Origin of the sequence: Candidatus Leptofilum sp., from assembly GCF_965223525.1 — a bacterium.
GTDB lineage: Bacteria > Chloroflexota > Anaerolineae > Promineifilales > Promineifilaceae > Leptofilum.
Window position 1 is genome coordinate 227,767 of the sequence record NZ_CBDCWX010000005.1, and the last position, 12,722, is coordinate 240,488.

The 12,722-nt window shown below is 49.2% G+C and carries 12 protein-coding genes; 7 read left to right on the forward strand and 5 right to left on the reverse strand.

Annotation, left to right across the window (positions count from 1 at the left end):
- Positions 1-1,593 (reverse strand): hypothetical protein, encoded by a 1,593-nt coding sequence (locus ACOQPM_RS06455; RefSeq protein ID WP_420628422.1) that lies wholly within the window; start codon positions 1,591-1,593, stop codon positions 1-3.
- 25 nt (positions 1,594-1,618) lie between these two features.
- On the opposite strand from ACOQPM_RS06455, the gene ACOQPM_RS06460 reads away from it, so the two are divergent.
- From ACOQPM_RS06460 to ACOQPM_RS06485, 6 genes are all read left to right on the forward strand, one after another.
- Positions 1,619-1,744, forward strand: a complete 126-nt coding sequence (locus ACOQPM_RS06460; RefSeq protein ID WP_420628423.1) for a hypothetical protein — start codon at positions 1,619-1,621, stop codon at positions 1,742-1,744.
- Between the two features lie 39 nt (positions 1,745-1,783).
- Positions 1,784-2,011 (forward strand): hypothetical protein, encoded by a 228-nt coding sequence (locus tag ACOQPM_RS06465; RefSeq protein WP_420628424.1) that lies wholly within the window; start codon positions 1,784-1,786, stop codon positions 2,009-2,011.
- Positions 2,012-2,021: 10 nt separating this feature from the next.
- Positions 2,022-2,471: a DUF2589 domain-containing protein gene (locus tag ACOQPM_RS06470; RefSeq protein ID WP_420628425.1), complete on the forward strand. Its 450-nt coding sequence runs from the start codon at positions 2,022-2,024 to the stop codon at positions 2,469-2,471.
- A 31-nt stretch (positions 2,472-2,502) separates the two neighbouring features.
- Positions 2,503-3,084 (forward strand): DUF2589 domain-containing protein, encoded by a 582-nt coding sequence (locus ACOQPM_RS06475; RefSeq protein ID WP_420628426.1) that lies wholly within the window; start codon positions 2,503-2,505, stop codon positions 3,082-3,084.
- Between the two features lie 587 nt (positions 3,085-3,671).
- Positions 3,672-4,628, forward strand: coding sequence for a formylglycine-generating enzyme family protein (locus ACOQPM_RS06480; RefSeq protein WP_420628427.1), 957 nt, complete (start codon positions 3,672-3,674; stop codon positions 4,626-4,628).
- Positions 4,629-4,878: 250 nt separating this feature from the next.
- The gene (locus tag ACOQPM_RS06485) at positions 4,879-5,412 is read left to right on the forward strand and encodes a glycine cleavage system protein R (RefSeq protein WP_420628428.1); all 534 of its coding nucleotides are present in this window, start codon (positions 4,879-4,881) and stop codon (positions 5,410-5,412) included.
- A gap of 12 nt (positions 5,413-5,424) precedes the next feature.
- Here ACOQPM_RS06485 and ACOQPM_RS06490 read toward each other — a convergent pair whose 3' ends face one another.
- The 4 genes from ACOQPM_RS06490 to ACOQPM_RS06505 form a co-directional block, all read right to left on the reverse strand.
- A complete protein-coding gene (locus ACOQPM_RS06490; protein ID WP_420628429.1) occupies positions 5,425-7,356 on the reverse strand; it encodes a peptide ABC transporter substrate-binding protein in 1,932 nt (643 codons plus the stop codon).
- Positions 7,357-7,488: 132 nt separating this feature from the next.
- Positions 7,489-8,802, reverse strand: a complete 1,314-nt coding sequence (locus tag ACOQPM_RS06495) for a tetratricopeptide repeat protein (protein ID WP_420628430.1) — start codon at positions 8,800-8,802, stop codon at positions 7,489-7,491.
- A gap of 109 nt (positions 8,803-8,911) precedes the next feature.
- Positions 8,912-10,018: an A/G-specific adenine glycosylase gene (gene mutY / locus ACOQPM_RS06500; RefSeq protein WP_420628431.1), complete on the reverse strand. Its 1,107-nt coding sequence runs from the start codon at positions 10,016-10,018 to the stop codon at positions 8,912-8,914.
- Between the two features lie 60 nt (positions 10,019-10,078).
- Positions 10,079-11,083: an MBL fold metallo-hydrolase gene (locus tag ACOQPM_RS06505; protein WP_420628432.1), complete on the reverse strand. Its 1,005-nt coding sequence runs from the start codon at positions 11,081-11,083 to the stop codon at positions 10,079-10,081.
- Between the two features lie 285 nt (positions 11,084-11,368).
- Between ACOQPM_RS06505 and ACOQPM_RS06510 the strand changes: the two genes are divergently transcribed.
- The gene (locus ACOQPM_RS06510; protein ID WP_420628433.1) at positions 11,369-12,721 is read left to right on the forward strand and encodes a glycoside hydrolase family 10 protein; all 1,353 of its coding nucleotides are present in this window, start codon (positions 11,369-11,371) and stop codon (positions 12,719-12,721) included.
- Position 12,722 lies beyond the last annotated feature (1 nt).

Sequence of the window (12,722 nt, forward strand, 5' to 3'; positions counted from 1 at the left end):
TTAGTCATGATCGCCAATCACGACTGGCCCTTTCTTTTGCCATTCTTTAACCAGTAAATGGATGTCTGTCCCATCTTCGGGGTCTATTTTGTCCAGTTTAGATGGCTCTAAGCCTTCAAAGCCAGGCATTGTTTTGATTTGCTTTAGTTCAGTGGCGCAATCGGTTAAGTTACTTACATTTGTTGAACTCCACAGTTTGAAGTCGGCGGGGGTATCTGCCAGCAAAAGTCTGGTAAAGACGCGAATGATTTTCTGAATTTCGTCTGGAACCTGCGTGATGTCACCAGTTACTTGCCGACCAGCTCTTTTCTGATTACCTTGCCATGTAGCAACGATGTCTTGGGCAGCTAAATTGAACTGGTATTTGTCAGCGTTGATTTTATTTAGTTGAAGCAAGATTTCTTTGAGGATGTACGGTCGTAACGCCCCAGTTGGATGCTCCCCGTCTTCTTTTTTATTTGCTTTTTCCGTTCGCGCCACCAGAATTGATAGCAAGCTTAAAGCCACCAGAGGTCCTGCTACAATGCAGCTGCAAATATCAGAGAAGATTTCCTCACACCATTTCCGATGGCGTTCGTTTACTAAAGGTAATTTCTCGGCAACAACCTCAAAGTCAGAAAGAGGTTCATCGCTTGGCTTTGGCGTCAGAGGTTCTTGGGCAAACTCATCCTTAATTATTTGATCAACATCGGCACTGGCTGTGCCGATAGTGGCACGTTGGTACACGTAATGGCCAATCTCATGTGGAATGGCCAACAGCTCAAACGGCGGCGGCGTTTCGTCATTTTCCAAATCTTGCAACACTTGGTCGTAGCGAATGCCGATGAGCAGAACATCATCGCAGTAAGGCACGCTACGGATGTGGGTTTCTTGGCTGAAGAAGGTGATGGGCGTGATGTCTGATTTGCTTGGCAGCAACTGTTGAAAAGGCATCAGCGCCATAAGAGCAAGCATGTCGGTGATTTGTAGGGCGCTGGCTTGCATACTGGGTTGATACTTTCCATCGTCATCCACCTCATGCACCCGCTGCACAATCGCCCGCTGTACAATTTCAATATCCCCCGAAATGTACTGGAAGCTTTTCCTAATATCAGCAATTCCATCGTTCCCCACGCTTCTATCATTCACTTGTTCAAGCGCACGAGCCACACTCTTTTGGAGCCGGTTATTAACGAACTTCTTCTGATTTAGGCTCAGCGTACGCAAATTAAAAAGCTGGGTCTCCTCAAATTCAAACCTTACCTTCCCATGAAGATCGTCTGAATTCAGACTCCCCTCGCGCTCTGGCTCGTCTGCTTGAGATTGTTCTCCTGACAAACCTAAAACACTCTTCCCAAACGATACTAATGGGTCTCGGAGAATCTCTATCTTTTTCATCGATTTTTTGAAGTTGGTAGGCAGCTTATCATTGGTTGCATTTACTGCCAGCAAACCTTTGTCTAACAGCTTGCCGAATTCCATGATGGTGGAACCTTTGATTAGCAGAATTACGCGCAGCAGCTTGAGATTAGAATCAATGGATTTGGTGAAGCTGGCCAGGCGACCTGTCCACAATTTTTTCTCGTAGAAGTTGTACTTTCCATTTTTGCTCATCTCCTGTCTCCTTAGGGGTGTTGTTTTGGGCTGGTGGCAAGATTATAGCTTCCAGTTGAAAGAGGCGCATATGGGGGAAACGGCCGTTGGAAGCGTTTTGGAAGCGGTAGATATGTATGCTGAGTTTGTTTATGCGAAACCGTATTCATAAACCAAAATTCTGAGCCAAATAAGGAGGTCGACGACAAAGATGAAATGGAATGATCTAACTTCAAACAAGCCTTTTATCACTAACCTTGACAAGCTTGTGAAGGTAAAAATTGATGAGGATAAAGAGTTGAGTGGAAGATATGCCGTTTGGCAGCCTACTGATGATAAAAGACATGCTATTGTCGAAGTAAGTAGCGATTTGTCTTATCTGATAAATAAGTACAAAGTGAATCCGACCATGGTTTTTAGAGTTAATTCATCAAAGTGAAGTAAGCGAAATGTCTCATATTCCCTTAGATAATCTGCTTGCTGCTTTAAGCATATCCATTCACCGAGCGAATGAAATATTAAAAGAGAGTTCTATTGATGAGTTCAGTAAGTACTTTGATGAAACCCACGATGAGGAGGGTCAGGTAAGCAGTTATACACCTACCTCTATTCCCCTTAAGGTGCCCGCAGGAGACGGTTCTCACAAAGTAATAGATGTTCCAATTGTTGCCCTCCTCCACCATCATGCAATGGCTCTAGAAAATGTGAAAGTGGAGATCAACCTCAAAACGGTATATTGGGAAGAAGAAAATGAGATGCTGGCAGTTAGGGTTGGTCCTTTGGATCAAGAAGAAAATCAACCCTCCGGAATAAGTGCTTCATTTGTGCTTGATTTTAAGCTGAACGAAACACCCGAAGGAAAGTCTCGAACATACGATAACTTCATAAAACATCTATAAATCTTTATTTCAAAACAAGAGGTGCAAAATTATGGCAAGCAAAAAGATCACTAAAGATTTCGTTGGATTACCGATAGAAAAGCTAATCGCCGGTCCTATGATAGCCTCTGCACATGCTCAGGCAGAGCTTTGCAAAATTTATCTCGAATATATATTTGAATTAGCGTTTGGTGAAGAAGATCCCGGTGATAGTACTAAAACACAAACTGTTACCTTCAACCTGGAAAGACCTGTAACAAATTCAACAACAGGTGATGTATCTACTGAAACAGTAAAGATTGAAGCACCTGTCATTTCGCTGGTTCCGGTTCCGGCATTTCTGATGCAAAAAACCCAGGTGAATTTCTCGATGGAGGTCAAAAAACAAACTGCTGAAAAAGATACTGAAGATAAAACTGGTAAATTAAAAATTGGGGGCAGCTTTTTTGGATTCGGGGCTAATATTTCGGGGACTATTTCGACCACAAGAGAAAATACGAGGAGTACAGACAAATCAGCCAAATACGATATTTCTGCACTAGCGGGACAGCAACCTCCTTCTGAAGGCATGGCGAAGTTGACACAGTTATTTGCCAGCTCTATGGAACCAATTAAAACTTCTACGGATGGATAGTAAGTAGTTCAGGAATATTGCAAACACAGCTATACAAGAGAATTTATGATGCCATACTCACAAATTGGAATCCCTCTATCAACCTTACAATTTAATAATGAAACTGGCCAGTTTGGACCACCAATTCCGCAAATTGGAGAGCCTGTTCCACCTAGCATCGAACAATATCCATTTATTCCACAGCTCGGAGAGCCCATTTCACCCGATTTTGAGTTCAATGATCATTCATGGCTAAGCCAAATTTCTCCAAGACCTCTAACACCACCTCGGCCACCTAGCGCTGGGACGGCATCATCAGGGATACCCCCGTCAGAGTCATCCAGTTTTGTGTCATCCGGTCTTGCACCGTCCTCCGCTGGGTCAGAAGCCGTAGAAGCATCGCAACAGCTTCCAGGGTGGCAAAACGCCCCTTTAGAATTGGAATCAATCGCTACAGAGGTTGGGTCGAGCGCTGGGGACATAGGGAATCTGGCGGAACTAGAGGAGTTACTTCCTCTAGCTGCTGCCTTGTAGACTTTTCTGAACAATATTTCGATCATGAGTAGGAAACGGTCAAGGGACCTCAAATAAAGGATCCAAATGGAGAAATGATGACAGATAGTGAACCAACCAGCCAAAAATTAAACGACTTTAGTAATTTGATAGCTCGCAATCTAAAAGTGGATGAGCTGCGTGAATTGATTCACCCCTTTGAGGTAAAGTATGAAGAGTTGCATGGGGATACGAAGGCAGAAAAAATGCTGCATTTCGTAATGGAACTGTACCATACAGAGGAAATGTCAATGTTGGAGGGGCTTATTGACTGGTTAAAAAAGTATCATTCAAATCACGATTGGCCTTCTCACAACTCGCTGTTGAATGATCCCACTGTGTCTGTAAAAGAACAACCACCTGCCAGTGCAAAGTACACACACGAACAAACCGGTCTGGAAATGATTCACATCCCGGCAGGAAAATTTCTGTATGGTGACGACAGCAATGATAATGCTGCCAAGCAAGAAATAGTGAAACTCAAAGAGTATTGGATCTCCAAGACACCTGTGACAAATAAGCATTACAAAAAGTTCAAGAAAACCCATTCTTATCCAGAAGATAAAGCCAACCATCCGGTCGTTTTGGTTTCCTGGCATAATGCCCAAGCTTTTGCTAAATGGGCAGGAATGGAGCTACCCACTGAACAAGAATGGGAAAAGGCCGCCTCTTGGGATTCAGATCAAAATGAGAAACTGCGTTATCCTTGGGGTAATGATTGGGATAAAGAAAACTGTAACACCGAAGAGAGTGGCATAAGGTCAACTACGCCAGTTAACCAATACGCTGGAAAAGGAGATAGCCCTTACGGCTGCCTCGACATGGTCGGCAACGTCTGGAATTGGACGAGTAGCTGGTTAGACAATAGTAAAACCCGGCAGTTGGTACGGGGGGGGTCATGGGGTCTCGATCAATACAGCGCACTTGCAGCGCATCGCAACCACGACACGCCTAACTACCGCAATCTATTTATAGGATTTCGGGTGGTATCGCGTCAGTCACCATCGAGTTAAGGAAAACGGGTTGAGAGAGGACAGAGAACTGTCCTGGCTACAATAACTTATCCCCCGAGCAAAACGACGACTTCTGAAAACGGCCGTTTCCCCGATCAGCCCGGAACCTGCATAGCAATCTGTCGTCTTTGGCTGAAACGGCCGTTTTCCACATCCCCTCCTCCAATTTTTTCCTTCCACCCACGTATCGTTTACAATTACTCATCTTTTAAAATCTGAGCCTATAACCATTATATTGGAGGGAGTTTTCATGCAAAAACCATTAGTAATCACCGCAACTGGTGACGACCGCGTTGGCATTGTAGATGACGTCACCAAAATCATTTTGGCGCATCATGGCAATGTAGATGCCAGCCGCATGGCTCGCCTGGGTGGGGTATTTGCCATGCTGATGCTCGTTTCCGTTGCAGAAGACCATCTCAACGAGTTACAAACTGCCCTAGACGGGCTTCGCAATCAGGGATTTGATCTGACCATTCGCGCCACGCAACGCGGCATCTCCCAAAAATTTAGAGGGTGGCATCGCTTTCAAATCAATGTCCGTGGTGCTGACCATGAAGGCATTATCCACGAAATCACACACCACCTAGCCCAGCAGGGTGTGAGTGTGGAAACGATAGATACCGGCACCGAAGATGCGCCCTTTGGCGGAACAAAGCTATTCGTCATGGATGCCACAGTGTTTGCCCCACCGAACTCATCTATTGAGAGTCTACAGGAAGAGCTGGATGCCGTTGGGAATGAACTGAACGTAGATATTGAGGTTGAGCCACTCGATAGTTGACCCTTTTTGACCTCACTCACGCAGATCAATCTGATGAATGTTGTACAGTTCAGACTCCTGCGTTGAGTCTACGCCAAAATTCAACACTTCTGGGCGAGCGGCTGCCACCCTCAAGCGCAAAAATAGGGGTAAGATCGGCAACTGTTCAGCAAAAATGCGTTGTGCTTCTGCATGGCCATCTCGGTAAGCGGCCGTTCCTGGAATACTCCGTATTGCTTGTAGACAGGCGTCATCAAATGCCTCATTTGTAAAGCCTGAATTATTTTGCCCAGTCCAATCATTTACCGCTGCTGGAATCTGGCTGGATAAGAAATATTGGCACGGCGGCTGTACGCCCGTGCTCCAGGCAAATTCGCTCAAGTCAAACCGTCGCCCAAACAGGGGGCCATTCGGTCCTGGCGCATATAAATCCCCAGAAAGAAAATAGCTTAACTGAACTTCGATGCCACAGGCCAATAAATCTTCTTTAAAATATTGAACCAGTTGGTTACGCATATCATTTTCCAGGGTAGTAATCAGCGTGGGTGAAAACGGTGTCTCAGTTGAGGGCGCTTCACGGATGCCATCGCCATTGTTGTCTAGAAAACCAGCTTCATCTAAGAGTGCACTGGCCGCAATGAGATCATGCGGCCATTCAGTAAGTCCATTAGCAAATAGTGGATGGCTGTTTGGAATGTACACATGCACCACCTCAGAACGGCCGAATAAAATATCATCTACCATTCGCTGCCGGTTGGTACACATAGCAATTGCCTGGCGCACCCGCACATCTTCATACCAATCTGGGCGTGTAACCGCATGAGCCGGTTCCGGGTTAATCCCAAAATCAATATGCTCCCAAACCGTCCCCGTCTGAAAGTACGGCACCAGCAGCCCATTGCTTTCTGCTTCTAACAAAAAAGGCGTGTGCTCACTGCCAAGCGCATCCTGCGTACCAATATCACATTCGCCACTTAGTAGCTGGGAAATCAATTGATTGGTTTCCGGGATAAATTTGTAGGTGAGGCTATCCAGGTGGGGCAAGCCTTCCTGATAGTAAAAGGGGTTGGGTACCAACTGAATTTGTTCTCCAGGAATCCATTCTTTAATGGCAAACGGGCCATCCCCAACAGGCAGACGGCGAGAAGCTTCTGTAACAAGCAATTCCGCAGCAGATAGTTCGCCCCAAATATGTTCCGGCAATGGTTGCCAAAAATTAGTAAAGTAGGTCGTGTCATAAAAACCAGGAACGCCCACCCAGCGTGTGGTCAAATTATCTGTTGCCACGTAACTAGCCGTGCGATTGATCGTGAACTTAGATTGTGGCGTGTTTGGATCGGCCACTAAATTGTAGCTGTACACTGAATCGTGGGCGGTGACTGGCATACCGTCGCTCCAGCGACGTTCTTTCATGGTGAAATCCACAATCAGTTGCTCCATTTCAATTGGCACACCGTCGAACATCGTCACTTCACCGTTGCTATTGGTTAGCGCAATCCCAGGCTCCACAATGACCAGATTCCCATCGGCCGCCACGGCAATATCTCCACTGTTCACTTCTATTGGCACAATTCTAGCATCTCCGTCTACCAAACTTGGTATTTTTTCCAAACCTTGTGCCTGGTAATCAAAAGACAAGGTGGTGATATTGTTTTCAAAGATGGCGTGCTGAACGGCCGTTGCTGCCAGAGTCGTGCTGCCATGCGGGTATAGGGAATCAGGCTCCTGACTCATGCAAACAACCAGCGCTTTGGGTTCGGTTGCAGGTACTGAGGTGGGTACGGCCGTAGGCACTTCAGCAATCGCTGTCACCACAATTTCGGTCACGATAGGCGTGGCTTCTTCTTCAATAGGTGGCGTTGGGGTTTGTGTCGCTGGTTCTTCTGGTGTGGTGCAAGCTATTAACAGAATGAAACAAAGCGCCACAAATGAGGGGACAGCTGCCCTTTTTTTTGCTTTTTGCATGGCAAAACCTTTCCTTTGCAGGTTATTTTACCCCCTATTGTAGGACGACCGTATCCAGAAAGAAAATTCTACGCCAAAATCAGCATCCAGCAGAAAAGGTCCTTCTATAAAATTGTGCGCCTTTCGCGTGAATTAAATCTGATTGGGGTTAATGTTGGCCGCTTGCAACACGGCCAGCACGGGGGGGGCATTCAAAAAGCATTGGCGCAGCCGCTCATCTTGCAGCGGTTCGGCCGTTTGGCGAATAAATTCAGCAGCGATATTCAAATGAACGGCCGCAATCTGCTCATTGTCAGTCACATGGCTCATGGCAGCGTGCAATTTCCAGAGAATACCTCGGTCAACGGCCGTTTGCGCTGCCAGCATTGCCAAATTCAGTTCATTCAAAGCTTCTGCTTGGCGACCCTGATGGAACAGCAATTCACCGTGGGCAAACGCCGCCAACGCCCGATAGCGGTCAGCATTCAACATTTCTGCAACGTGGGTCAGCGCCAACACAACTTGCACCGCCAACATATCATCCTCATGCTGCAAATAAGCCCGCGCCAACTGGTACAGCGTCAGCGCCTCGTGCTCCCGGTTGCCATGCTCCCGCGCCCCTTGCAGTGCAGCCTGCAAGTAAACCAGACCTTGATCGTACTGGCCAGATTCCACCAAATCTATGCCCAAATTTCGCTTTATTTCAGGGACAAGCAGTTTTGCCCCTGCCTCCGTGGCCAACTTCAGCGCATTTTGATGATGTTCATACGCTTTTTCCACATCGTACAAAGCCTGATGGCACTCACCAATATCATTCACTGCCTGAGCCACACGCCAACGGTCATTCACCGATTCCAGCAGCAGGTATGCTTCCCGATGCGCCGACAGCGCTTGCTGGTATTCGCCACGCGCCTGCCGCGTGCGTCCCAGGCTGGTTAGCACACGACCCTGCTCCCGCGTTTCGCCCCCCTGCCGGAAAATAGCCAATGCCTGCGTTAGCTGGCGCAATGCACGCTCCGTGTTCCCCTGGCGGCGATCCAGAATGCCTAAACCACGCCGTGCTCGACCAACTACCAGCAAATTTTCAGTAGAGGTGCCCTCCTGCAAAGCTGCCTTATACAAAGCAGCAGCCGCATCATATTCGCCGCGAAAATCGGCTAGCTCTCCTAACCGCACCCGTGCCCGTGCTTTTTGGCCAATGTTATCACTGGTCGTTAGCGACTCATTGTAATCTTTTTCAGCTGCCTTAAACTCGCCAATCAGCCAAAAACAAAGCCCGCGATATTCAAATACGCGGGCTCGGAACAAAGCAGGGAGGCGGTCGAACTCAAGCGCTTCCGAAAAATATTGAATCGCCTTGAGAAATTGTTGCTCGCTGGAGGCTTTGCGGCCTTCACGAAAGGCGGTTGCAGCAGCAGCCGAAACACCAGCCAGACTAAATTGACCAGAAGAGATGGTATCGGACATGAGCATATGATACCCCGGTGGCTGATTTTGACAATGAAGGTTACGTGAAACGTCTTTGGTGACCCGTAATCGGTAATCAGTGTTCGGTAAACCGTTTACCGATGACCGATTACGGATTACCGCTCGCCTCAGCGAGCAGCGCAGCAATGATCTTCCGGTCAGTGACGGCAAAGGCGTAGTTGTGGAGATCGGCAAGGGTGACCCAAGTGTGGTCGGCAACGCCGAGGTGCTGCGGACTGCCAGACAGATGGTGGGCGTGGAAGGCGTGGAGCGTGATGCGGAAGTGAGTATAGGCGTGCTTGATTTTGGTCACAAACTCTCCCACTTCAATCTGCATGGCCAGCTCTTCTTCAATTTCGCGCACCAGCGCCTGCGGCAAGGTTTCGCCATCTTCCTGCTTGCCACCGGGGAACTCCCATAAACCACCCAACAGGCCATCGAACGGCCGTTGCGCGATCAAAAACTTACTCTCAGGCTTACCCACAACCGCGTCTTTTGCCCAAATAATCCCAGCGACCACATCATAGTGGGGCGTGCGCTTGCGCGGCGGGCGGACGGGACGCTCTAGCTGAGTGCCGCGCTGCCGCGCTAAACAGTGCGCCGAAAGTGGGCAGAGCAGGCACATCGGCTTGGCAGATAGGCAAATTTTTTGTCCCAGTTCCATGAGTGCCTGGTTGAAGTCGCCGGGGCGGTCTGCGGGCACAAGCTGCTCCGCCAGTTGCCAGAGGCTGTTTTTGGTGGCGGTTTGGGTCACATCGTCGGGCAAATCGGTGAGGCGGCTGAGGACGCGGATGACGTTGCCGTCTAGCACGGGCGCTGGCTCATTGAAGGCAATCGAGGCGATGGCTCCGGCAGTGTAGCGGCCAATCCCTTTGAGCTTCATCAGGTCGGCGGCGGTTTGGGGGAGACGACCGTTCCACTCCTGAACCACCGTTTGAGCTGCCGCGTGCAAATTGCGCGCGCGACTATAGTAGCCTAGCCCCTCCCACAGCTTCAAAACGTCATCCAGCGACGCTTCGGCCAATGCTTGCACCGTAGGAAATCGTTCCAGCCATCGCTCAAAGTAGGGAATAACGGTGGCGATTTGGGTCTGCTGCAGCATAATTTCCGACACCCAAATGGCGTATGGGTCTTTGCTGCGTCGCCAGGGCAGGTCGGCATGGCCAGCATCCCACCAATCGAGCAAAGCGCCTTGAATCTGTTTTGGGTTTTCCATAGCTTGAAAAGTTAGAAAATCTGTTGATAAAAATGCTGGTTCTAGCTCATCTAGTTAAAATTATGCTTTTTGGTATTGGATAACCGGATGGTGTGTCTTTTGGATTTCGTCCAGATTGGCGGCGATGAGTTCTCCGCGCTGGTAGAGGTATTCAACGTGTGCGCCAGTTTCTTCCAGCGCTAGCAGCACATGGTAACTTTGCACATTGCCAAAGAGGTCGCGGCTGATGTCGGCCAGCGATTTTGGCTCGTTGCAAATCTCCAGGATTTTGTTGAGACGGTCATCGTGGGCGGTTTTGATGGCCTGGATACGGCCGTACACATCTTCCATCGGTTTTTCATGTCCACCCAACGCCAGCCGGACGTTCGGCACATTCTCAATTTTGGTCAGCGAATCAAGATAGTGACCTAGCCCCATGTTGTTAGTGATGCTCTCTGGAGCCTGGTGGGGCGTGGTGCGGCTGAGGACGTGATCGGCCGTTAGCAGCACATCATCCACTAACAGGCACACCTGCCCTGGACAATGCCCCGGTACGTGAAACACCTCGATGACCCCCACCGTCGGCGTGCCTTCTTCCAGTAAAAATTGCACTGGCGTAGATTGATAATATTGCTTGCCAAACAGATACACCTGCATCAACGCTTCGCGCCGCTCCTCAGAAACGCCCGCTCCTTCCAAAAAAGTATCCAGGCGGCTGGAGGCAAAGATGGCGCGTTCTTCGTGATTAGAAAGAACGCGACGCTCCAGTACATGCACACCCACGGGTGCCGCCGTGAACTGCCGAACAAAAGGCAACCCGCCAAAATGATCAATGTGGCCATGAGTGATGAGGATATGGGTGACAGCTTCCAGGCTGATGGCTTCGTTGAACTGTTGGGATACGGCCGTAACCCCCGCCAGCAGTTGGTCATTTGCCTGGGCAAAGCCAGAGCCGCAATCCACCAAAATCAGTGAATCGCCGTCGCTAATCAAATAAATATTGTTCACCAAGCTAGGGAACGACTGCACGGGAAAGGAGTAAATAATGCGCCCCGCCCCGGTTGTAAATTTTTGTGGCTGCTTCATGGGAGGATTTTATTGTGTAATTGGGTAATTGGGTAATTGGGTAATTGAGAGCTTATGTTCTCAGGTACTCAGGTTTTCAGGATAACACTTGAAAGCCTGAACACTTATTGCTCTCACCTGTAGAGATTGCGTTAAAAAATGGGGAGGGAGCGTAAATTTATGGGTTTTTGGCGGCGAGACGGCCGTTTCTGTGCCACAATCTACTTAAAAAGTGCCAGTCACGGTGCAGAACGATCCGCAGTTACCAGAACTGTCGCACCGTGACTGGCACTTAGGACATTAACTATGAAACGAAACTTTTTTTTACTAAGCGCATTTTTCATTTTGATACTGGAATTGCAAAGTGGAAAAAACGTGGAGGCTGGGGGAGAAACGGCCGTCTACCTCCCTCTCATCATAGACAGCACAGACCCACCCACCCCCGAACCCATGGCCGAATTTCGTGGCGTTTGGGTCAGCCGCTTCGACTGGACTAGCTACGGCCAGCCCGCCGACCCCGCCAAAATTGACGAAATTGTGCAAAACGTGGCCTCTGCTGGCTTTAACGCTATCTTCTTCCAGGTGCGCGGCATTGCCGACGCCTACTACCAATCTAACCTGGAACCGTGGGCCGACCGCGTCAGCGGCGTCTACGGCCAAGCACCAGACCCGCTGTGGGATCCACTAGCCACAATGATCGAAAAAGCGCATGCGGCAGGCTTGCAGGTACACGCCTACATCAACGTCTACCCAGTTTGGAACGGCGGCAGCTTTTGCGACACGCCGCCTGATGCGGAGGTGACGCCTACGCCACTCTACCACCAACTGCTCAACGAACACGGCAGCACAGACGACAAGCCCCACGGCCTACAATGGACCACCGATGATGAAGTTTACTGTGGTGCCTACATGCGCGGCACGCCCGCCTCCATCTTTTTAGATGACCATCTCATCGCTGTGGGGAAAGATTTGGTAACACGCTATGATATTGACGGATTGCATCTGGATCACATTCGCTACGGCGGTAGCAACACGTCTTGCGATCCAGTCAGCGAAGCACGATATGGTACGGACTGCTTTAGCGATGATGGCTATGCACAGTGGCAGCGCGATCAAGTCAGCGGCACGGTACGACGTTTTTACGAAGAGGTAGTGTCGCTCAAAGAAGGTCTTTGGCTTTCTGCAGCCGTTTGGCCAATACATGAGCTAGACCCCACCTGGGGCTTCCCCGGCTCGCCACAGCAGGGCAATGTTCATTATTATCAAGATTCCAAAGCGTGGCTGACCAGCGGCACCATTGACAGCATCTCGCCGATGATTTACCCCGGCAGCAGCTACAACGACTGCAACGCTGAAGGCAATTACGAGGAAGACCCCGATCCAACTTCGAATGATTATTGGATTCGTTCCCGCTGGCAGACGCTGGTAGAAGATTTTCAGATGGAGAGGAACGGCCGTTTCATCATTCCCGGCATCGGTGGTGGTTACTGCTCCTTTGCCGAAATCGAGGCCCGCATCCAAATGGCTCGTGACGCAGGCACGGCGGGGCATTCGCTATTTTCTTACAGCGGTTTATTGGCAAACGATTACTTTGATGATTTGGCAAACGGCCCTTATGCGGAAACGGCCGTTGTGCCAACCATCACTTGGCATCCCTAAT